This window comes from Streptomyces sp. NPDC102270, assembly GCF_044766405.1.
Lineage (GTDB): Bacteria > Actinomycetota > Actinomycetes > Streptomycetales > Streptomycetaceae > Streptomyces.
On sequence record NZ_JBIWLX010000023.1, the window covers coordinates 154,401 to 174,650 of the forward strand.

Here is a 20,250-nt window from a genome sequence, read left to right on the forward strand (position 1 = left end):
GAACCGATCGCGTTAACATGACGAGAAATCGTCCGGTACCCAGATGCGGACTGGAACGGGAAGGCCGCCGTCGCGTGACTACAGTCCAACAGCCAGACAGCAAGGACCGCCCCGCGCGGCTCACCGTCGGCGTCGTCGGCGCCGGCCGGGTGGGGCCGACGCTCGCCGCGTCCCTCCAGCTCGCCGGACACCGTCCGGTGGCCGTCTCCGGAGTCTCCGACGCCTCCAGGCGGCGGGCCGCGCTCATGCTCCCGGACGTCCCGCTGGTCACCCCCGCGGACGTCCTGCAGCGCGCCGACCTGGTGCTGCTCACCGTCCCCGACGACACCCTGCCCGGTCTCGTCGAGGGCCTCGCCGAGACCGGTGCGGTACGGCCGGGGCAACTGCTCGTGCACACCTCCGGGCGCTACGGCGCGAAAGTCCTGGACCCCGCCCTGCGCGCGGGAGCGCTGCCGCTGGCCCTGCACCCGGCGATGACCTTCACGGGCACCCCCGTGGACGTCCAGCGCCTCGCGGGCTGCTCCTTCGGCGTCACCGCCCCCGAGGAACTGCGGCTGGCCGCCGAGGCCCTCGTCATCGAGATGGGCGGCGAGCCCGAGTGGATCGACGAGGAGATGCGCCCGCTCTACCACGCGGCCCTCGCCCTCGGCGCCAACCACCTGGTCACGCTGGTCGCCCAGGCCATGGAGCTGCTGCGCTCGGCCGGTGTCGAGGCACCCGACCGGATGCTCGGCCCGCTGCTCGGCGCCGCCCTCGACAACGCCCTGCGCTCCGGCGACGCGGCCCTGACCGGACCCGTCGCGCGCGGGGACGCCGGCACCGTCGCCGCGCACATCACGGAACTGCGCGAGCACGCCCCGCAGACCGTCGCCGGGTATCTGGCGATGGCCCGCGCGACCGCCGACCGGGCGCTCGCCCACGGCCTGCTCAAGCCGGAGCTCGCCGAGGACCTCCTCGGGGTACTCGCCACCGGGACCAACGGTGCCGAGGGAGACGCCCGATGACCACGACCCTGCTGCGCACCGCCGGTGAACTGCACGCACGCACGCGCGTGGGCCGCCGGGCCGTCGTGATGACCATGGGCGCCCTGCACGAGGGCCACGCCACGCTGATCCGCACCGCGCGCGAGATCGCCGGGCCGGACGGCGAGGTCGTGGTCACGGTCTTCGTGAACCCCCTCCAGTTCGGTGCGGGCGAGGACCTCGACCGTTACCCGCGCACCCTGGACGCCGATCTCAAGATCGCCGAGGCCGCCGGCGCGGACGCCGTCTTCGCGCCCTCCGTCGACGAGGTCTACCCCGGCGGCGAGCCCCAGGTGCGCATCAGCGCGGGCCCGATGGGGGAGCGCCTGGAGGGCGCCTCACGCCCCGGCCACTTCGACGGCATGCTCACCGTCGTCGCCAAACTGCTCCACCTCACCCGCCCCGACATCGCCCTCTACGGCCAGAAGGACGCCCAGCAGCTCGCCCTGATCCGCCGGATGGTGCGCGACCTGAACTTCGGCGTCGAGATCGTCGGCGTGCCCACCGTGCGCGAGGACGACGGCCTGGCCCTCTCCAGCCGCAACCGCTACCTCGGCCCGCGGGAACGGCGCACGGCACTCGCGCTCTCCCGCGCCCTGTTCGCCGGCCGCGACCGGCACGCGGCACAGGAGGCGCTGCGCGCCCGGGCCCGCGAAGTGCCCGCCACCCACGCGCGTGCCGAGGCCCTGAGCGCCCTCGGCGAGTCCCGCGCGGCCGCCGACGCGCACGCGGTCGCGAAGGCCCTGCCCGGAGCCCCCTCGGCCGTCCGCGCGGCCGCCCGCCTGATCCTCGACGACGCCGCGCGCCAGGACCCGCCGCTCGCCCTGGACTACCTCGCGCTCGTCGACCCGTCCGACTTCACCGAGATCGGGGACGACTTCACCGGCGAGGCCGTCCTCGCCGTCGCCGCCCGGGTGGGGACGACCCGGCTGATCGACAACATCCCCCTGACCTTCGGAGCCGCCGCGTGACCAGCACAGGCATACGACTGCACGCCCCCGCCCCCGGGTGGTCCATCGACGCGGACGTCGTGGTCGTCGGCTCCGGCGTCGCCGGCCTCACCGCGGCCCTGCGCTGCGAGGCCGGGGGGCTGAGGACCGTCGTCGTCACCAAGGCCCGCCTGGACGACGGCTCCACCCGCTGGGCGCAGGGCGGCATCGCCGCGGCCCTCGGCGAGGGCGACACCCCCGAACAGCACCTGGACGACACGCTGGTCGCTGGCGTGGGACTGTGCGACGAGGAAGCCGTCCGCATCCTCGTCACCGAGGGACCCGACGCCGTACGCCGCCTGATCGAGACGGGCGCGCACTTCGACGAGTCCGAGGCGGGCGACCTGGAGCTCACCCGCGAGGGCGGCCACCACCGCCGCCGCATCGCGCACGCGGGCGGTGACGCCACCGGCGCGGAGATCTCCCGGGCACTCGTCGAGGCCGTACGCGCGCGGGGACTGCGCACGATCGAGAACGCGCTCGTGCTCGACCTGCTGACCGACGCCGACGGCCGCACCGCGGGCGTCACCCTGCACGTCATGGGCGAGGGCCAGCACGACGGCGTGGGTGCCGTGCACGCCCCCGCCGTCGTCCTCGCGACCGGCGGCATGGGCCAGGTGTTCTCCGCGACCACCAACCCGTCCGTGTCCACCGGCGACGGCGTCGCGCTCGCCCTGCGCGCGGGCGCCGAGGTCAGCGACCTGGAGTTCGTGCAGTTCCACCCCACTGTGCTGTTCCTCGGCCCGGACGCCGAGGGACAGCAGCCGCTCGTCTCCGAGGCCGTGCGCGGCGAGGGCGCCCACCTGGTCGACGCCGACGGCGTGCGCTTCATGACCGGGCAGCACGAACTGGCCGAGCTGGCGCCCCGCGACATCGTCGCCAAGGGCATCACACGGCGCATGCAGGAGCAGGACGCCGAGCACATGTTCCTCGACGCCCGGCACTTCGGCGCCGACATGTGGGAGCACCGCTTCCCGACGATCCTCGCCGCCTGCCGCGCCCACGGCATCGACCCGGTCACCGAGCCCATCCCGATCGCACCGGCCGCCCACTACGCCTCCGGCGGCGTGCGCACCGACTCCCGGGGCCGTACGACCGTCCCGGGCCTGTACGCGTGCGGCGAGGTCGCCTGCACCGGTGTGCACGGCGCGAACCGGCTCGCCTCCAACTCCCTCCTGGAGGGTCTGGTCTACGCCGAGCGCATCGCCGCCGACATCACGGGGAGCCGCGCCGGCCTCCATGCGCGCGTGCCCGCCCCCGTCGAGCGGTCCGAGAGGCCCGCGCACCCGCTGCTCGCCCCCGAGACACGGTTCGCGATCCAGCGGATCATGACCCGGGGCGCGGGCGTACTGCGCTCCGCCGAGTCCCTCGCCACGGCCGCCGACCAGTTGCAGCGGCTGCACACCGACGCCCGGGACGCCCTCGCCGAGAACGGCAAGACGGCCGAACCCGGCGTCGACACCTGGGAGGCCACCAACCTCCTGTGCGTGGCCCGTGTCCTGACCGCCGCGGCCCTGCAGCGCGAGGAGACGCGCGGCTGCCACTGGCGCGAGGACAAGCCGGACCGGGACGACACGGCATGGCGCCGCCACATCGTCGTACAGCTGAATCCGGACCGGACCCTCGCCGTACGCACCACCGATACCGCAGACTTCCCCCCGACCCGGCAGCACCCTCAGGAGCAGTGACACCAGTGAGCACCGACCACCTTCCCCTCGCCCCGTCCGGCGGCTGCGGCGACGGCTGTGCCTGTGGCACCGCCGACGGCGGCGACGAGGAATACCTGGAATGCGGGCTCGACCCCGCGCTCGCGCAGCTCCTGGCCGACGCCGGGCTCGACCCCGTGGAGGTCGAGGACATCGCCAACGTCGCCATCCAGGAGGACCTCGACCACGGCGTGGACGTGACGACCGTCGCGACCATCCCCGAGGACGCCGTCGCCACCGCCGACTTCGTCGCGCGCGAGGCGGGCGTCGTGGCCGGCCTCCGGGTCGCCGAGGCGGTCGTCTCGGTGGTCTGCGAGGACGAGTTCGAGGTCGAGCGGCACGTCGAGGACGGCGACCGGGTGGAGGTCGGGCAGAAGCTCCTGTCGGTCACCACCCGCACGCGTGACCTCCTCACCGCCGAGCGCAGCGCCCTGAACCTGCTGTGCCGGCTCTCCGGCATCGCGACCGCCACGCGCGCGTGGGCGGACGCTCTGGAGGGCACCAAGGCACGCGTGCGGGACACCCGCAAGACGACCCCCGGGCTCCGGTCGCTGGAGAAGTTCGCGGTGCGCTGCGGGGGCGGGGTCAACCACCGGATGTCGCTGTCCGACGCGGCGCTGGTCAAGGACAACCACGTGGTCGCCGCCGGTGGCGTCGCCCAGGCCTTCAAGGCCGTCCGGGAGGCCTTCCCGGACGTGCCGATCGAGGTCGAGGTCGACACCCTGCACCAGCTGCGGGAGGTCATGGACGCGGGCGCCGACCTGATCCTGCTGGACAACTTCACGCCCGGCGAGTGCGAGGAGGCGGTGGCGCTCGTGGACGGCCGGGCCGCGCTGGAGGCCTCGGGGCGGCTGACGCTCGCGAATGCGCGCGCGTACGCCGACACCGGCGTCGACTACCTCGCCGTCGGGGCGCTCACCCACTCCTCGCCGATCCTCGACATCGGTCTCGATCTGCGCGAGGCGGAGTAGTCGCGATGCTCCTCACGATCGACGTAGGCAACACGCACACCGTCCTCGGGCTGTTCGACGGCGAGGACATCGTCGAGCACTGGCGGATCTCCACGGACGCGCGCCGGACGGCGGACGAGCTGGCGGTCCTGTTGCAGGGCCTGATGGGCATGCATCCGCTCCTCGGGGACGAACTGGGCGACGGCATCGACGGGATCGCGATCTGCGCGACCGTGCCGTCCGTGCTGCACGAGCTGCGCGAGGTGACGCGCCGCTACTACGGCGACGTGCCGGCCGTGCTGGTCGAGCCGGGGGTCAAGACGGGGGTGCCGATCCTCACCGACAACCCCAAGGAGGTCGGCGCGGACCGGATCATCAACGCGGTGGCGGCCGTCGAACTGTTCGGCGGACCGGCCATCGTCGTGGACTTCGGTACGGCGACGACGTTCGACGCGGTGTCCGCGCGCGGGGAGTACGTCGGCGGGGTCATCGCGCCCGGTATCGAGATCTCCGTGGAGGCGCTCGGTGTGAAGGGGGCGCAGCTGCGGAAGATCGAGGTGGCCCGGCCCCGGAGCGTGATCGGGAAGAACACGGTCGAGGCGATGCAGTCCGGGATCGTGTACGGCTTCGCCGGACAGGTCGACGGCGTGGTGGGCCGGATGGCCCGGGAGCTCGCGCAGGACCCGGACGAGGTGACGGTGATCGCCACGGGCGGGCTCGCGCCGATGGTGCTGGGGGAGTCGTCCGTGATCGACGAGCACGAACCCTGGCTGACCCTGGTGGGGCTGCGGCTGGTGTACGAGCGGAACGTGTCCCGCATGTGACTGCCCGGCGGCCGGAGGCCCGGCTGTCCGGCCGCCCCGCTCCGCGGCCGCCGCGCGTCCGGGCGGGTGGCCTCCTCACGCCACACCCGTCCGCTATGACGAGTTTGGCGGGCTCGCGCCGATGGTGCTGGGGGAGTCGTCGGTGATCGACGAGCACGAGCCCTGGCTGACCCTGGTGGGGCTGCGGCTGGTGTACGAGCGGAACGTGTCCCGCATGTGACTGCCCGGCTGTCCGGCGGCCCCGCTTCCCGGCCGCCGCGCGTCCGGGCGGGTGGCCTCCTCACGCCACACCCGTCCGCTATGACGAGTTTGTCTGATTAGCGCGTACTGTCGCCGCATGCCCACGCCATACGGATCCCGCGGCGGCATGGCGTTCGGCGTGGAGGAGCTGCGTGTGCTCCGCCGCGCTCTCGCCCTCGCCCTTCACCCCGCCCCTGCCTCGGCCGAGGACATCAAGGACTGCCACCGCCTCGCCGAGTCCCTCGACGAGGCGGTGCGCGAGGGGGCCCGGCTGCGTGCCTTCCTGGTGGCCGACCTCGCCCGGTACCGCGCCGCACTGCCCGGCACCGCCGCCGGTTACCTCACCCTGCTGGAGGAGGCGCTGGGCGCCGGGTACCGGCCCGACCCCGACGATCTCGCCGCCCTCCGGGCGCTGCGCGGCAACCCCGTCGCGGCGGCGCTGCTGATTCGCTGCCAGATGCTGGCCGAACGGGACGTGCGAGCCCGTCTCGCGGGCGCCACGAGCACCCGGCGCGCCCCGGTGGCCCCGGTGGTCCCCGCCTCCCGTACGCGCCTCCTGGCGCTGCCCGGGGGCCTGGCCGCAGGCCCGTCCGGTGTCCCTCGTGGGGGCGTCCTGGGCGCTCCTGCGGAACAGGACGCCAAGGAGCCGCAGCGCGCACCGCGGAAGGAGCCGGCCAAGCACCCGGTGAAGCCCGCGGAGAAACCGGCCCCCGCCGCCCCGAAGCCCTCCCGCCCCATCCCCACCCCGGGCGAGGTCTTCCCGCGCCGCAAGCCGGCCCAACCCCCGTCGAACCCGCCCCAGCACCTGGCCGCGGGCTGACACGGCACAGTCCGCACCCCGCCCGGGTTGTCCGTGCGTGCGTGGCTACCCTGGACGCATGGACTATGTCTCCGCGCTCGTGCCCCCGGTCGTCATGGCCGTGTTCTTCATCGGCCTGATCCGGGTGATCGTGAAGACCCAGGGCGGGGCCAACAAGGCCAAGGAGGACGCGGCCGTCGACGCAGCGCTCGCGCGCGCGGAGGCGACCAAGACGACCAAGCAGGCCGACTGACCTGCCGCGCCCTCATCGGCGTACGACTCTCCGAGCCACCGCGCTTTCGGAGTCGTACGCCCTTTTTGTTGCTGTTTGACGTCGAAAGAGCACGTCCGTCACGCCGATAGCCGGATCTCCCACTATTGTGCTGAGCTGTGCCTCGCCCATTGGGAGAACTCGAAGACGCGGTCATGACGCGGGTGTGGAAGTGGAACCGCCCGGTCACCGTTCGAGAAGTCCTGGAAGACCTTCGGCAGGAACGGTCCATCGCCTACACCACGGTGATGACCGTTTTGGACAATCTCCATCAGAAGGGCTGGGTGCGCCGTGAGGCGGAAGGCCGGGCCTATCGATATGAGGCGGTCTCCACACGGGCCGCCTACGCCGCCGCACTCATGAACGACGCCTGGTCCCAGAGTGACAACCCCGCCGCCGCTCTCGTCGCCTTCTTCGGGATGATGAGCGAGGAACAGCGACTGGCACTGCAGGACGCCGTACGGATGGTCGAGGGGCCGTCCGTGGAGAACCCCGACTCCGCATCGCGGGACGGCGGGCGATAGCGTCCGCTCATGTCCGCGAAGAGTCCCTCCGCCGAGAACCCCGAAGTCACCGCAAAAGCCATCACGGTCCGGCGGGCCCGCACCAGCGATGTCGCCGGCATCCGTGGTCTCCTCGACACCTACGTCCGCGACCGCATCCTGCTCGACAAAGCGACGGTGACGCTTTACGAGGACATCCAGGAGTTCTGGGTCGCCGAGCGCGACGACAACGCCGAGCTGGTCGGCTTCGGCGCCCTGCATGTCATGTGGGAAGACCTCGCGGAAGTGCGCACTCTCGCCGTGAAGCCCGGGCTGAAGGGTGCCGGCGTCGGGCATCAGTTGCTGGAGAAGTTGTTGCAGACGGCCCGCTGGCTCGGTGTTCGCCGCGTTTTCTGTCTCACCTTCGAAGTGGACTTCTTCGGCAAGCACGGCTTCGTCGAGATCGGTGAGACACCCGTTGACACCGATGTCTACGCGGAGCTGCTGCGTTCCTATGACGAAGGCGTGGCAGAGTTCCTCGGTCTCGAACGAGTGAAACCGAACACCTTGGGCAACAGTCGGATGCTTCTGCATCTGTGATCGCCAAGGATTCCGCCGCTCGGCCCTGCCCAGGTTCCCTATGTCCGAAACGCGCATGTTTCCGGACGGGGCGGCCCCTGTCGGTCTCTCCCGGGGGTTTGTGTTTTTCAGGCAAAAGCGGTTTGCTTTCCGACGTACTGCAGTACTGCATATAACAGGGGACGGCGAAACGGCGGACGCCGCAGACCCCCGGCCCTCAAGTATTGGATGAAAGGAAATCCGGTGGCACAGAAGGTTCAGGTCCTTCTTGTCGATGACATCGACGGCGGCGAGGCGGACGAGACCGTCACGTTCGCGTTGGACGGCAAGACGTACGAGATCGATCTCACGACCGCCAATGCGGACAAGCTTCGTGGCCTTCTCGACCCGTACGTGAAGGGCGGTCGCCGCACCGGAGGCCGTGCTTCGGGCGGGCGCGGAAAGACGCGGGCGGCTTCCGGCGGCAGCCAGGACACCGCTCAGATCCGCGCCTGGGCCAAGGAAAACGGTTACGAGGTCAATGACCGCGGCCGTGTTCCGGCGAGCATTCGCGAGGCTTACGAGAAGGCCAACGCCTGATCGAAAGGTCCATGAAGGCCGGGGCCGCGAAGGCTTATGCCCGAGCGCGCCGCAGCCGCAGCCGGTGGCACTGGGTCGCCACCGTGTTCACGACGCGTACGAGATCGGGGGCGCCCCCATCGCCCCCCAGCGCCGACATGGTCGGCAGCGAGGACTCGACCTCGCGCCCAGGCTCGGGGGGCCGCAGCCATACGGCGGCCCCCTGCAGGGCGCCCGGGCGCCCCGGGGCGTGAGGCCGCAGGCCTCCGGTGACCCCGCTCGCCTCCGTCGGCGACGGCCGGGTCACGAGTCCGCCCGGCTCCGGGTGTGAGGGCGGGACAAGGGATGCGGCCGCGCCGGGCCCCGGACGCGCGGGCCGCCCCGACGGCACCTCCCCGGGTGTGCCCACCGCGGGCTCCGGCGGACGCGGTGCCCGCATCATGCAGCCACTGCCGAGCGCCCGCAGGTCGAGTTCCAGCGTGCCCCACTCCAGCCAGTCCAGCAGGCCCGGCAACTCCTCCGCGCTGCCCGCCGCCACCAGGAGCCGCATGCGGTCGCCCCGCAGCGCCACCGGAGAGGCCTCGGTGAGATGGCGCAGGGCCGCGCGACCCGCCTGCGCCGGAATGTCCAGGACGTCGAAGCGCAGCCCCAGAAGCAGTCGTACGGGAGATTCGGGGGCGCTCGCGGGCACCGTGGGCCAGCCCAGTTCGTTCTCGTACCAGCGGCGGACCGGATCGTCGCCGGAGGCCGCCCCGTCGGGCGGTCGTCGGGGGAGCGGGACCGCGGTGAGATCCGCGGCCGGAGGGAGGTGGCTGGCGACCATGCCGAGTGCAACCGCCGGAAGGGCGCGAGAGTTACGCTGGGTGTACCGGCGTGCGCGAAGAGTGGCCGAAGAGGGGGCGTGCGGGGGTGCGGGGTGGCACAAGGTTGTTCGCCCGTAGCGGAGGGACGGGGGGCGTACGGCATGGAGTGTCGGTCCGAGCGGGTAAGACATCCCTAGTGGGAGGGGGCGACACGCAGGAAAGGCCGTCTCACGTTCGCCATCGGCGTACTGGCGACTGGGGTAACTGCCTGGCCTGCGGGAACATCGTCTCGCACCATCGGGTTGGAGCAGATGTCGGCGTTCGGGGTCAGGAGGCCATCGACGGTGTCGGCAGTTGGAATGAGCGGTCCCCGCTTGCGGGACTAAGCTGCGGAAGGACAGGGAGGGGAAGTTCCCCCCACTGCCTGACCGCTCTGAGGAGCGATTAACGATGTTCGAGAGGTTCACCGACCGCGCGCGGCGGGTTGTCGTCCTGGCTCAGGAAGAAGCCCGGATGCTCAACCACAACTACATCGGCACCGAGCACATCCTCCTGGGCCTGATCCACGAGGGTGAGGGTGTCGCCGCCAAGGCCCTTGAGAGCCTCGGGATTTCGCTCGAGGCGGTCCGCCAGCAGGTGGAGGAGATCATCGGGCAGGGCCAGCAGGCCCCGTCCGGGCACATCCCCTTCACCCCCCGTGCCAAGAAGGTCCTGGAGCTGTCGCTCCGCGAGGCCCTTCAGCTGGGCCACAACTACATCGGCACGGAGCACATCCTGCTCGGCCTGATCCGTGAGGGCGAGGGCGTCGCCGCCCAGGTCCTGGTCAAGCTGGGCGCAGATCTCAACCGGGTGCGGCAGCAGGTCATCCAGCTGCTCTCCGGTTACCAGGGCAAGGAGACCGCCACCGCCGGCGGGCCTGCCGAGGGCACCCCCTCGACGTCCCTGGTCCTCGACCAGTTCGGCCGGAACCTCACCCAGGCCGCTCGTGAGTCCAAGCTCGACCCGGTCATCGGGCGCGAGAAGGAGATCGAGCGGGTCATGCAGGTGCTGTCCCGCCGTACCAAGAACAACCCGGTGCTGATCGGTGAGCCCGGCGTCGGCAAGACCGCCGTCGTCGAGGGCCTCGCCCAGGCCATCGTCAAGGGCGAGGTGCCCGAGACGCTGAAGGACAAGCACCTCTACACGCTCGACCTCGGCGCGCTGGTCGCCGGCTCCCGCTACCGCGGTGACTTCGAGGAGCGCCTGAAGAAGGTCCTCAAGGAGATCCGCACCCGCGGCGACATCATCCTGTTCATCGACGAGCTGCACACGCTGGTCGGTGCGGGTGCCGCCGAGGGCGCCATCGACGCCGCTTCGATCCTGAAGCCGATGCTGGCCCGCGGTGAGCTGCAGACCATCGGTGCGACCACGCTGGACGAGTACCGCAAGCACCTGGAGAAGGACGCGGCCCTCGAGCGCCGCTTCCAGCCCATCCAGGTCGCGGAGCCGTCCCTGCCGCACACGATCGAGATCCTCAAGGGTCTGCGCGACCGGTACGAGGCCCACCACCGCGTCTCGATCACGGACGAGGCCCTCGTCCAGGCCGCGACGCTGGCCGACCGGTACATCTCGGACCGCTTCCTGCCGGACAAGGCGATCGACCTGATCGACGAGGCCGGTTCCCGGATGCGCATCCGCCGGATGACCGCGCCGCCGGACCTGCGCGAGTTCGACGAGAAGATCGCCGGCGTCCGCCGCGACAAGGAGTCCGCGATCGACTCGCAGGACTTCGAGAAGGCCGCCTCCCTCCGCGACAAGGAGAAGCAGCTCCTGGCCGCCAAGGCCAAGCGGGAGAAGGAGTGGAAGGCCGGCGACATGGACGTCGTCGCCGAGGTCGACGGCGAGCTGATCGCCGAGGTCCTCGCGACCGCCACCGGCATCCCGGTCTTCAAGCTGACCGAGGAGGAGTCCTCGCGTCTGCTGCGCATGGAGGACGAGCTCCACAAGCGGGTCATCGGCCAGGTCGACGCCGTCAAGGCGCTGTCGAAGGCGATCCGTCGTACCCGTGCGGGCCTCAAGGACCCGAAGCGTCCCGGTGGTTCGTTCATCTTCGCCGGTCCGTCCGGTGTCGGTAAGACCGAGCTGTCCAAGGCGCTCGCGGAGTTCCTCTTCGGTGACGAGGACGCGCTGATCTCCCTCGACATGTCGGAGTTCAGCGAGAAGCACACGGTTTCGCGGCTCTTCGGTTCGCCCCCCGGATACGTGGGCTACGAAGAGGGCGGCCAGCTTACGGAGAAGGTGCGGCGCAAGCCGTTCTCGGTGGTTCTCTTCGACGAGGTCGAGAAGGCCCACCCGGACATCTTCAACTCGCTGCTGCAGATCCTGGAGGACGGTCGTCTGACCGACTCCCAGGGCCGGGTCGTGGACTTCAAGAACACGGTCATCATCATGACGACCAACCTCGGCACCCGGGACATCTCCAAGGGCTTCAACCTGGGCTTCGCGGCCTCGGGTGACAAGAAGACCAACTACGAGCGCATGAAGAACAAGGTCTCGGACGAGCTCAAGCAGCACTTCCGGCCCGAGTTCCTCAACCGCGTGGACGACGTGGTCGTCTTCCCGCAGCTGACCCAGGCCGACATCCTCCAGATCGTCGACCTGATGATCGGCAAGGTGGACGAGCGTCTCCGGGACCGGGACATGGGCATCGAGCTCTCCCAGTCCGCCAAGGAGCTGCTGTCCACGAAGGGTTACGACCAGGTGCTGGGTGCGCGGCCGCTGCGTCGCACGATCCAGCGCGAGATCGAGGACACGCTCTCGGAGAAGATCCTCTTCGGTGAGCTGCGTCCCGGTCACATCGTGGTCGTCGACACCGAGGGCGAGGGTGAGACCAAGACCTTCACCTTCCGCGGCGAGGAGAAGTCGGCGCTGCCGGACGTCCCGCCGATCGAGCAGGCGGCCGGCGGTGCCGGGCCGAACCTGAGCAAGGAGGCGTAAGCCTCACGGCCGCAGGGCCGACAAGAGGGGCCGGTGCTCTGGGAGCACCGGCCCCTCTTGCGTTGTGTCAGGTCAGGACAACTGGCCGTTGTAGTCCGGAAGTTTGAAGGTCTTCTCGGCGTGGCCGCCCGACAGGTCGGTGGCGCTGTTGCCGATGTTCGCGATGATCGTGTAGCCCTTGTTCTCGATGTCGACGCGCTGGGCGGTCTTGTAGGCGGCCACGTCCTTGAAGAGGTCGATGAAGCCGCGGACGTAGAGGCCGCCGACCTGGTAGCCGACGTACTTGAGGTTGTAGTTGGTCGCCGAGGCGATGATGTCGGGGCGGGCGGTCACGAAGAACAGGGAAACGCCGTGCTCCTGGGCGTACTTCGCGGCCTCCAGGACGGGCTTGTTGGCCGGCGAGGGGTAGCTGAAGCCGAAGTCCGTCTCCAGGGTGGTGTTGTCGATGTCGAAGACGATCGCCTGCTTCTCACCGGGCTTGGTGGCCGCGATACGCGTCTTCAGGTAGGGCAGTGCCTGGTTCATCACGGCCTGGCAGTCGGACTGCCAGGTGGCGTAGTCGACGTCCGCGGCGGCGGCCGTGGCGGTCGTGGGGGCGCTTGCGGTGGCCGTCGCGGCCTCGGCGGGAACGGCCAGGGCGACGAATGCGGCTGCGGAGACGGTGGTTACGGCTGCGCGGCGCGCCCAGGGGCGTCGGCTTCTCATTGTCGTGGGGGTCCTCTCACGTCCGTATGCCGTTGTCTGGTGCATGTTCGGGGACGAGGGTGGCGCGAGAGGAACCGTAGGGTTACCGATTGGTAGGAAGCCAGAGACGTGCGTCACTTGGCGAGGCTTTTACCTTGAGGCCGCCGGTGACTTGCCGCACAGGCGATTTGTCCCTTACTAGCCGGAATAGTGGAAGCTCCAGGACGAGATTCAAGGCGATTCCGGTAAAGAAAGGGACTTTGCGGATGCCCCTTCTCGCCCCATTACTACATTCCGTCGTAGTTGCGCCGTTTGGGGGTATTCGGCCTCCGGGGTTACCAAGGGATGCGCCATCCGGCCGCCGTCGTGCGTCGGGTGGTTTCCCCTTGTCCCCGGCTTCATGAGGTTCCGAATGTTCCAGCGCGTCTCCCACCGCTCCTCCCGTACGTCCCTGCTCCGCACCCGCGTGGCCGTCATGGCCGCGTCCGTCGGGGCGTCGGCTGTGCTGGGGGCCGGAGTCGCCTCCGCCGCGTCCTCCTCGGCGTCCTGGGTCGACCCGGTGAAGAAGTACACGCTCAGCGCGAGCTACGCCCAGGCCGGCAGCATGTGGCACTCGACCCACAGCGGGCAGGACTTCGCGGTGCCGAGCGGTACGACCGTCGTCGCCGCGCACGGTGGGACCGTCGTCAAGGCGGGTCCGGGCGGTGCCGGTGACGGTCCCGCCTACGGCAACGCCATCGTGATCAAACACGGCAACCGGACGTACTCGCAGTACGCCCACCTGTCCCGGATCAAGGTCAAGGTCGGCCAGATAGTCAAGACCGGTCAGCGCATCGCCCTGTCCGGCAACACCGGCAACTCCAGCGGCCCGCACCTGCACTTCGAGATCCGCACGACCGCCAACTACGGCTCGGCCATCGACCCGGTCGCCTTCCTGCGCGGCCAGGGAGTCAAGGTCTGACCCTGACGGCGGGCGCGCGGGGTGTGTTCTGCCGGGGTCGGTGAGCGGGGGCGGCTTGCGGGGGTGGGCGTTCTTCCCTCCGGGTGCGAGGGCAGCCGCGAGGCGTGCTGTGCGGGGGTGTGCCGTGCGGGGGTTGGGCCGGCCATGAGGGGGCGGGGGCGCGTTGGGGCTGGCCAGGGGGCGGGCCGCGGGTGTCGGCCCGTCGCGCTGTCCTCGGCCGGACGGCAGGCCGACCGGTCCGGTTGTCCTCGGAGCGGACGGCGGGTGTCGGGCTCCCCTACTGCCTCCTGGCTGAACCGCGGAAGTCGGGTCGTCGCGTCGCCCTCGGCCGGGCCGGTTGCCCTCGGGGGGCGGACGTCGGGCTCTCGTGCCGTCTGCGGGCCGAACCGTGGAAGTCGGGTCGTCGCGTCGCCCTCGGCCGGACCGGTTGCCCTGGGGGCGGACGTCGGGCTCTCGTGGTGCCTGCGGGCCGAACCGTGGAAGTCGGCTCGTCGCGTCGCCCTCGGCCGGACCGGTTGCCCTGGGGGCGGACGTCGGGCTCTCGTGGTGCCTGCGGGTCGAACCGAGGAAGTCAGCTTGTCGCGTCGCCCTCGGCCGGACCGCAGGCCGGCCGGTCCGGTTGCCCTCAGCGGGTGTCTCCGGGCCGAACCGCGGAAGTCGGCTCGTCGCGTCGCCCTTAGCCGAACCGTAGGTCCTTCTGGTTGCCCTCGGCCCGACTGTGGGCGTCAGCCCCTAGCCCCCTCGGGCTCCGACCAAGGGCGTCAGCCCCTCGCGCCGCCCCCGAATCGCACCCCCTACCCCTCCCCGCTCCCCCCGTGCGCCCGTGTCACCAGGTCCGTCGCGACCTCCAGGACGGCCTTGCGCTTGGCTTCCGGGTCGCCGGCGATGTCCTGGAGGAAGAACATCCCGGCGTGCAGGGTGAAGATCGCGCTGACGCAGCGGACCTGGTCGGTGAGGTCCGCCTCGGGGTCGACGATGATCTCGCGCAGGCCCTGCATGCGCTCCTTGAAGGTCTCGCCGACGCGCAGTTCACGGACCGTCGCCTGGTTCTCCTGCATGAAGCGGAACAGCGGCGTCGCACCGGCCAGCGTCTCGCTGTAGCGCCGTACGATCTCCTGCTTCGTCTCCAGCGTGTGCGGCTGCTTCCGGCCCCACTCGATCAGGTCGAGGATCGGCTGCGTCAGGTCGTCGAAGATGCTGACGAGGATCTCTTCCTTGGTCTTGAAGTGGTAGTACAGCGCCGCCTTGGTGACGTCCAGGTGCTCGGCGATCTCCCGCAGGGACGTCTTCTCGTACCCCTGCTGTGCGAAGAGTTCGAGCGCCACGTCCTGGATGCGCTGGCGCGTGTTGCCGCGGCGCTGCTGCTTCGTGACGTCCATGGTGCCGCCCATCCTCGTGCTCCTCGGCTTTCCCATAAAACTTACTTGACGCCCGGCTAGTTACGCGTCTACCTTCCCTCAGTGTAGACAACTAGCCGGGCGGCAAGTAAGTATCCCGGCGAGGGCAATACCGCAGGACCTCAGGGGAGTGGGAACAATGGCGGACACACAGACGGTCGAGACGGAACCGGACAAGAAACAGCGCAGTGTGCGGGTCGTCCTGCTCGCGCTGATGATCACCATGATGCTCGCGATGCTCGACAACATGATCGTGGGCACCGCGATGCCGACGATCGTCGGCGAGCTCGGCGGACTCGAACATCTCTCGTGGGTCGTGACGGCCTACACGCTGGCCACCGCCGCCGCCACCCCGCTCTGGGGCAAGCTCGGCGACATGTACGGCCGCAAGGGCGTCTTCATGACGTCCATCGTGCTCTTCCTGATCGGCTCCGCGCTCAGCGGTATGGCCCAGGACATGGGGCAGCTCATCGGTTTCCGGGCCGTGCAGGGCCTCGGCGCCGGCGGTCTCATGGTCGGTGTCATGGCGATCATCGGTGACCTGATCCCGCCCCGGGAGCGCGGCAAGTACCAGGGCATGATGGCCGGCGTCATGGCGCTCGCGATGATCGGCGGACCGCTGGTCGGCGGCACCATCACCGACAACTGGGGCTGGCGCTGGTCCTTCTACATCAACCTGCCGCTCGGCGTCGTGGCGCTCGGCCTCATCAGCGTCGTCCTGCACCTGCCGGCGAAGCGCGCGCAGGCGCGGATCGACTATCTCGGCGCCGCACTGCTGACCATCGGCATCACCGCCATCGTGCTGGTGACCACCTGGGGCGGCACGGAGTACGCCTGGAGCTCCGCGCGGATCATGGAGCTGATCGGCATCGGTGTGGCCGCGCTCGTCGGGTTCGTGTTCTGGCAGACCAAGGCGACCGAGCCGGTGCTCCCGCTGCACATCTTCCGCAGCCGCAACTTCACGCTGATGTCGATCATCGGCTTCATCACCGGCTTCGTGATGTTCGGCGCCACCCTCTTCCTGCCGCTGTACCAGCAGTCCGTGCAGGGTGCCTCCGCCACCAACTCCGGGCTGCTGCTCCTGCCGATGCTCGGCGCGATGCTGGTGACCTCGATGGTCGCGGGCCGGATCACCACCAACAGCGGGCGGTACTACGTCTTCCCGGTCCTCGGCAGCGTCCTGATGGTGATCGGGCTGTACCTGCTGTCGACGATGGACACGGGGACCTCCCGGTTCACCTCTGGCGTCTTCATGGCCGTCGTCGGACTCGGCATGGGCTGCCTGATGCAGATCACCATGCTGGTGGCGCAGAACAGCGTGGAGATGAAGGACATGGGCGTCGCGTCCTCGTCCACCACCCTGTTCCGGACCCTCGGCTCCTCCTTCGGTGTCGCCATCATGGGCGCCCTGTTCAACCACCGGGTTCAGGACACCATGGCCGAGCGGGGCGGGACGCTGGGCTCCAAGGTGACCGAGCAGTCCGCGCAACTGGACGCGAAGAGCCTGGAGAAGCTGCCGGCCGCGGTGCGCGAGGCGTACCAGTACGCGGTCTCCGCCGGTACGCACTCGGCGTTCCTGCTCGGCTCGATCGTCGCCGTGGTCGCGCTGGTGGCGGCGGTGTTCGTCAAGGAGGTGCCGCTGAAGGGCGCGGGACCGCAGAAGTCGGCGGACGACCCGGCGCCGGCTCCTCTGGTCGAGGTCTGAGCCGACCCCGTCGACCCCGCTGAACCGAAGGCCCCCGGATGGTGTCCGCCCCGGGGGCCTTCCTCATGTGCGCCCGCGGGGTCGATGTCAGTGCCGCGTGCCACCATCGGCCCCATGGACAAAGTGCGGCAGATCAGGCTCGCCAAGGACGCCATGGACCGGGACTGGGCCGATCCGGGTCTCGACCTGGACGCCGTCGCCGCGCACGCCGGGTACTCGCGGTTCCACTTCCTCCGGGCCTTCAAGGAGGCGTACGGCGAGACGCCCGGGCAGTACCTCACGCACCGGCGGATCGAGCGGGCCGAGGAGATGCTGCGGGGCGCCGATCTGAGCGTGACCGAGATCTGCCACCTGGTCGGCTTCAGCAGCCTCGGCACCTTCTCCGCCCGCTTCAAGGCGCGGACCGGGCTCACCCCGAGCGAGTACCGCACCCGGCACGTGGGCCGCGGCGCCGCCCTGATCCCCGGGTGCTACGCCATGCTCTGGGCCGGCGGCTTCCCCACCACGAGAGCCGCGGAGAGAACCACGAAGAGGACCACGCAGGCACCCGCGAAGCGACCCCCGAAGAGAACCGCAACTTTGGAGAAGCGGCCCGACCCCGCCGCTGCCTACGGTGACGGAGACGGAGACGAACCCCCGGACGACAGGAGAGCGGAGCCATGATCCAGGGCCTGGGCATCAGCACCGTATGGACCTTCGACCAGCAGCGCACCAAGGCCTTCTTCACCGAGAAGCTGGACTTCCAGGTGCGCAGCGAGGTCGCGATGGGCGAGATGACATGGGTCACCGTCGGCGCCAAGGAGCAGGAGGGCGTCGAGCTGGCCCTGATGAGCCTCGACGGCCCGGGTCTGGACCCCGAGTCCGCCGAGGCGCTGAAGAAGCTCGTCGGCAAGGGCGTGATGGGTGCGGGAGCCTTCCGGACCGACGACTGCCGCGGTGACTACGAGACGTTCCGCGCGCGGGGGGTGGAGTTCGTCCAGGAGCCGCAGGAGCGGCCGTACGGCATCGAGGCGATCTTCCGCGACGACAACGGCAACTGGTACTCGCTGACCCAGCGCCGTGAGGAACTGGACTTCTCGAAGGACTGGGCGTGAGCGAGGACGTGGCCGAGGCCGACCACACGGCCGTCCGGGTCGCCCTCTGGCGGGCCCTGCACGTCCGCGCCGATCCGCCGCCGCATGTGCTGGAGGACGAGATCGGGCTCAGGCTCGCGGACCCGGACGACGGGTGGCGGGACCGCCCCGACATGGACGTGACGGCCACGCGCCGCACCCGCGCATCGATCGTGGCGCGGACCCGGTACGTCGAGGACCTGGTCGTCGAGCGGGGCGTGGAGCAGTACGTCGTCCTCGGCGCCGGCCTCGACACCTTCGCCCAGCGCAGACCGGAGGTCGCCGCGGCGGGCGGGCTGCGGGTCTTCGAGGTCGACCGGCCCGGCCCGCAGGCCTGGAAGCGCCGGCGGCTGCTGGACCTCGGGTTCGGTGTCCCCGCGTGGCTGCGTCTCGTGCCGGTCGACTTCGAGGGGGACTGGTGGGGGCGGCTGGCCGGGGCGGGGTTCGATCCCGGGCGCCCCACTGTGGTGGCCGCCACGGGCGTCACCATGTACCTCACGCGGGAGGCGGTCGACGCCATGTTCCGCCTGGTCGCCGGACTCGCCCCGGGGTCCACGTTCGTAACGACCTTCATACGGCCGCCGCAGGACGTCGAACCGGAACAGCGCCCGCAGTTGGAGGCCGCCGTGGCGGGAGCCCGGGCGGCGGGCACGCCGTTCCTGAGCTTCTTCCGGCCCGCCGAGATCCTGGCCCTGGCCCGCGAGTCCGGCTTCCGGGAGGCCCGGCATGTCCCGGCGGAGGAGCTGGACCACCGGTACTTCACGGGCCGGACGGACGGCGTACGGCCGTCCAGGGGAGAGGAGCTGATGGTGGCGACCGGCTGACGGCGTCCCGCCTCACCCGCCCCGGGTCACGGCAACAGCGGATAGCTCCCCGTCGCGGTGGGCGCATGCTCGGGCAGCCACAGCACCGCCACCGCCCCCTCCGAGGGCACCCCGTCCGGTGCCCCCGCCGGCCGTACGTTGCGGAAGGTCAGCCGCGCCCCCAGCACCCGCGCCTGACCGGCCGCGATCGTCAGACCCAGCCCGTGCCCGTGCCCCGCGCGGTCCGCGCTGCCCGTGCGGAAGCGGCTCGGGCCGTCGGCGAGGAGGTCCTCGGGGAAGCCGGGCCCGTGGTCGCGGACGCGGATGACGCGGCCCTCGACGGTGACCTGGATGGGCGGCTTGCCGTGCCGGGCCGCGTTGGCGAGGAGGTTGAACAGGACGCGCTCCAGGCGGCGCGGATCGGTCATGACCTCCGACTCGTGCACCACGCGGACCTCGATCTCCGGGTCCTTGGCCGCCACCCGCCGGGCGACGAAATCGCCCAGCAGGATGTCCTGGAGCTCGGCCCGCTCGGAGGCGCCGTCGAGCCGGGCCACCTCCAGGACGTCCTCGACAAGGGTGCGCATGGCTTTCGCCCGGTCCAGGACCAGTTCCGTGGGCCGGCCCGGAGGCAGCAGTTCCGCGGCGGTCAGCAGGCCCGTCACCGGTGTCCGCAGCTCGTGCGCGATGTCCGCGGTGACCCGCCGCTCGGCCTCCAGCCGCTGCTGGAGCGCGTCCGCCATGGCGTCCACGGCGCTCGCGAGGTCGTCGGTCTCGTCCCGTACGACCCCGCCGATCGCGTCCCGCACCCGTACGTCCGTCTCGCCCTTGGCCATCTGGTTCGCCGCGGCCGCCGCCTTCCGCAGCCGCCGCGACAACTGCCCGCCGATGAGCACGCCGAGCGCGCTGCCGCCGAGGACCACCGCGATCGAGCCGATCACCAGGGCCTGGTCGAGGTCGTGGAGGATGTCGGTGCTGCGGTCGGTGAACCCGGTGTGCAGTGACAGCACATGCCCGCCCTTGACCGGGACCGCGGCCCAGATGTCAGGACCCCGGTCGGGCCGGTCGGAGACGTACGTCGCCCGCCGGCCCTCCTCGACCTTCTCGCGCAGCGCGGGCGGCAGACGGCGGTCGTCGACCGCGATGCTGGGGAAGTTCGGCTTGCCGGTCAGTTCGTAGCTGCGCTGGGCGATCTGGATCCGCTCGTCCGCGAGGTCGCGCGCGTTGTCCAGCATCGACACGCGCGCCGCGTTGTGCACGACCAGGCTCAGCGCGATCGCGACGAGCGCGCCGACCAGCGCGATGGCCGCGCTGAGCTTCCATCTCAGCCCTGTCCGCACCACCACGCGCTCCGTCACCCGGCCCCGAAGGATCCCCCGCATGCTCAAG

The 20,250-nt window shown here is 70.7% G+C and carries 20 protein-coding genes and 1 pseudogene; 17 read left to right on the forward strand and 4 right to left on the reverse strand.

Annotated features, from left to right (window positions below):
• Positions 1-74: 74 nt before the first annotated feature.
• The 11 genes and pseudogenes from ACIRP7_RS38635 to ACIRP7_RS38685 all read left to right on the forward strand — a co-directional run bounded on the left by ACIRP7_RS38635 (position 75) and on the right by ACIRP7_RS38685 (position 8,441).
• Entirely contained in the window at positions 75-1,004 is a 930-nt protein-coding gene (locus ACIRP7_RS38635; RefSeq protein WP_403669476.1) for a Rossmann-like and DUF2520 domain-containing protein, read from the forward strand.
• Positions 1,001-1,993 (forward strand): pantoate--beta-alanine ligase, encoded by a 993-nt coding sequence (panC, locus tag ACIRP7_RS38640; RefSeq protein ID WP_403669479.1) that lies wholly within the window; start codon positions 1,001-1,003, stop codon positions 1,991-1,993. The genes ACIRP7_RS38635 and panC overlap by 4 nt, the downstream gene beginning before the upstream one ends.
• A complete protein-coding gene (locus ACIRP7_RS38645; protein WP_403669482.1) occupies positions 1,990-3,699 on the forward strand; it encodes an L-aspartate oxidase in 1,710 nt (569 codons plus the stop codon). Before panC ends, ACIRP7_RS38645 begins: the two co-directional genes overlap by 4 nt.
• 5 nt (positions 3,700-3,704) lie before the next feature.
• Positions 3,705-4,688, forward strand: a complete 984-nt coding sequence (gene nadC, locus ACIRP7_RS38650) for a carboxylating nicotinate-nucleotide diphosphorylase (protein ID WP_403669485.1) — start codon at positions 3,705-3,707, stop codon at positions 4,686-4,688.
• Between the two features lie 5 nt (positions 4,689-4,693).
• A complete protein-coding gene (locus ACIRP7_RS38655) occupies positions 4,694-5,491 on the forward strand; it encodes a type III pantothenate kinase (RefSeq protein WP_352387948.1) in 798 nt (265 codons plus the stop codon).
• A gap of 106 nt (positions 5,492-5,597) precedes the next feature.
• Positions 5,598-5,711, forward strand: a pseudogene (locus ACIRP7_RS38660) (pantothenate kinase); the annotation flags it as partial.
• Positions 5,712-5,858: 147 nt separating this feature from the next.
• Positions 5,859-6,551 carry a hypothetical protein gene (locus ACIRP7_RS38665; RefSeq protein WP_403669584.1) on the forward strand — a complete coding sequence of 231 codons (693 nt, stop codon included), beginning with the start codon at positions 5,859-5,861 and terminating at the stop codon, positions 6,549-6,551.
• 58 nt (positions 6,552-6,609) lie between these two features.
• A complete protein-coding gene (locus ACIRP7_RS38670; protein WP_403669488.1) occupies positions 6,610-6,783 on the forward strand; it encodes a hypothetical protein in 174 nt (57 codons plus the stop codon).
• Positions 6,784-6,932: 149 nt separating this feature from the next.
• A complete protein-coding gene (locus ACIRP7_RS38675; RefSeq protein ID WP_403669491.1) occupies positions 6,933-7,325 on the forward strand; it encodes a BlaI/MecI/CopY family transcriptional regulator in 393 nt (130 codons plus the stop codon).
• Between the two features lie 9 nt (positions 7,326-7,334).
• Complete coding sequence (locus ACIRP7_RS38680; RefSeq protein WP_403669493.1) at positions 7,335-7,883, forward strand: amino-acid N-acetyltransferase; 549 nt, start codon at positions 7,335-7,337, stop codon at positions 7,881-7,883.
• A gap of 222 nt (positions 7,884-8,105) precedes the next feature.
• Positions 8,106-8,441: an Lsr2 family protein gene (locus ACIRP7_RS38685; protein WP_007383771.1), complete on the forward strand. Its 336-nt coding sequence runs from the start codon at positions 8,106-8,108 to the stop codon at positions 8,439-8,441.
• A gap of 34 nt (positions 8,442-8,475) precedes the next feature.
• Here ACIRP7_RS38685 and ACIRP7_RS38690 read toward each other — a convergent pair whose 3' ends face one another.
• On the reverse strand, positions 8,476-9,243 hold the full coding sequence (locus ACIRP7_RS38690; RefSeq protein WP_403669495.1) for an SCO3374 family protein: 768 nt from the start codon (positions 9,241-9,243) through the stop codon (positions 8,476-8,478).
• A gap of 430 nt (positions 9,244-9,673) precedes the next feature.
• Between ACIRP7_RS38690 and ACIRP7_RS38695 the strand changes: the two genes are divergently transcribed.
• Positions 9,674-12,199 carry an ATP-dependent Clp protease ATP-binding subunit gene (locus ACIRP7_RS38695; RefSeq protein ID WP_352387958.1) on the forward strand — a complete coding sequence of 842 codons (2,526 nt, stop codon included), beginning with the start codon at positions 9,674-9,676 and terminating at the stop codon, positions 12,197-12,199.
• A 72-nt stretch (positions 12,200-12,271) separates the two neighbouring features.
• Here the strand turns inward: ACIRP7_RS38695 and ACIRP7_RS38700 are convergent, their stop codons facing one another.
• The gene (locus ACIRP7_RS38700; protein ID WP_403669497.1) at positions 12,272-12,904 is read right to left on the reverse strand and encodes an HAD family acid phosphatase; all 633 of its coding nucleotides are present in this window, start codon (positions 12,902-12,904) and stop codon (positions 12,272-12,274) included.
• A 391-nt stretch (positions 12,905-13,295) separates the two neighbouring features.
• Between ACIRP7_RS38700 and ACIRP7_RS38705 the strand changes: the two genes are divergently transcribed.
• Positions 13,296-13,844, forward strand: coding sequence for a M23 family metallopeptidase (locus ACIRP7_RS38705; protein ID WP_403669587.1), 549 nt, complete (start codon positions 13,296-13,298; stop codon positions 13,842-13,844).
• A gap of 794 nt (positions 13,845-14,638) precedes the next feature.
• Here the strand turns inward: ACIRP7_RS38705 and ACIRP7_RS38710 are convergent.
• Positions 14,639-15,235 (reverse strand): TetR/AcrR family transcriptional regulator, encoded by a 597-nt coding sequence (locus tag ACIRP7_RS38710; protein ID WP_403669500.1) that lies wholly within the window; start codon positions 15,233-15,235, stop codon positions 14,639-14,641.
• Between the two features lie 145 nt (positions 15,236-15,380).
• Between ACIRP7_RS38710 and ACIRP7_RS38715 the strand changes: the two genes are divergently transcribed.
• The 4 genes from ACIRP7_RS38715 to ACIRP7_RS38730 all read left to right on the forward strand — a co-directional run bounded on the left by ACIRP7_RS38715 (position 15,381) and on the right by ACIRP7_RS38730 (position 18,882).
• Positions 15,381-16,946 carry an MDR family MFS transporter gene (locus ACIRP7_RS38715; RefSeq protein WP_403669503.1) on the forward strand — a complete coding sequence of 522 codons (1,566 nt, stop codon included), beginning with the start codon at positions 15,381-15,383 and terminating at the stop codon, positions 16,944-16,946.
• A gap of 114 nt (positions 16,947-17,060) precedes the next feature.
• A complete protein-coding gene (locus ACIRP7_RS38720; RefSeq protein WP_403669506.1) occupies positions 17,061-17,609 on the forward strand; it encodes a helix-turn-helix transcriptional regulator in 549 nt (182 codons plus the stop codon).
• A complete protein-coding gene (locus ACIRP7_RS38725) occupies positions 17,606-18,040 on the forward strand; it encodes a VOC family protein (RefSeq protein WP_352387972.1) in 435 nt (144 codons plus the stop codon). Before ACIRP7_RS38720 ends, ACIRP7_RS38725 begins: the two co-directional genes overlap by 4 nt.
• Entirely contained in the window at positions 18,031-18,882 is an 852-nt protein-coding gene (locus ACIRP7_RS38730) for a class I SAM-dependent methyltransferase (RefSeq protein ID WP_403669589.1), read from the forward strand. Before ACIRP7_RS38725 ends, ACIRP7_RS38730 begins: the two co-directional genes overlap by 10 nt.
• A gap of 26 nt (positions 18,883-18,908) precedes the next feature.
• Here ACIRP7_RS38730 and cseC read toward each other — a convergent pair whose 3' ends face one another.
• Positions 18,909-20,243, reverse strand: a complete 1,335-nt coding sequence (gene cseC / locus ACIRP7_RS38735; protein ID WP_403669510.1) for a two-component system sensor histidine kinase CseC — start codon at positions 20,241-20,243, stop codon at positions 18,909-18,911.
• Positions 20,244-20,250: the final 7 nt, after the last annotated feature.

What these genes read in the sequence shown, in the direction of transcription:
- ACIRP7_RS38690 (WP_403669495.1), bottom strand. Translation starts at nt 9,243, where the DNA reads ATGGTCGCCAGCCACCTCCCTCCGGCCGCGGATCTCACCGCGGTCCCG.
- ACIRP7_RS38710 (WP_403669500.1), bottom strand. Translation starts at nt 15,235, where the DNA reads ATGGGCGGCACCATGGACGTCACGAAGCAGCAGCGCCGCGGCAACACG.
- ACIRP7_RS38695 (WP_352387958.1), top strand. Translation starts at nt 9,674, where the DNA reads ATGTTCGAGAGGTTCACCGACCGCGCGCGGCGGGTTGTCGTCCTGGCT.
- cseC (WP_403669510.1), bottom strand. Translation starts at nt 20,243, where the DNA reads ATGCGGGGGATCCTTCGGGGCCGGGTGACGGAGCGCGTGGTGGTGCGG.
- ACIRP7_RS38665 (WP_403669584.1), top strand. Translation starts at nt 5,859, where the DNA reads ATGGCGTTCGGCGTGGAGGAGCTGCGTGTGCTCCGCCGCGCTCTCGCC.
- ACIRP7_RS38705 (WP_403669587.1), top strand. Translation starts at nt 13,296, where the DNA reads ATGTTCCAGCGCGTCTCCCACCGCTCCTCCCGTACGTCCCTGCTCCGC.
- ACIRP7_RS38720 (WP_403669506.1), top strand. Translation starts at nt 17,061, where the DNA reads ATGGACAAAGTGCGGCAGATCAGGCTCGCCAAGGACGCCATGGACCGG.
- ACIRP7_RS38670 (WP_403669488.1), top strand. Translation starts at nt 6,610, where the DNA reads ATGGACTATGTCTCCGCGCTCGTGCCCCCGGTCGTCATGGCCGTGTTC.
- ACIRP7_RS38715 (WP_403669503.1), top strand. Translation starts at nt 15,381, where the DNA reads ATGGCGGACACACAGACGGTCGAGACGGAACCGGACAAGAAACAGCGC.
- panC (WP_403669479.1), top strand. Translation starts at nt 1,001, where the DNA reads ATGACCACGACCCTGCTGCGCACCGCCGGTGAACTGCACGCACGCACG.
- ACIRP7_RS38725 (WP_352387972.1), top strand. Translation starts at nt 17,606, where the DNA reads ATGATCCAGGGCCTGGGCATCAGCACCGTATGGACCTTCGACCAGCAG.
- ACIRP7_RS38680 (WP_403669493.1), top strand. Translation starts at nt 7,335, where the DNA reads ATGTCCGCGAAGAGTCCCTCCGCCGAGAACCCCGAAGTCACCGCAAAA.
- ACIRP7_RS38700 (WP_403669497.1), bottom strand. Translation starts at nt 12,904, where the DNA reads ATGAGAAGCCGACGCCCCTGGGCGCGCCGCGCAGCCGTAACCACCGTC.
- ACIRP7_RS38655 (WP_352387948.1), top strand. Translation starts at nt 4,694, where the DNA reads ATGCTCCTCACGATCGACGTAGGCAACACGCACACCGTCCTCGGGCTG.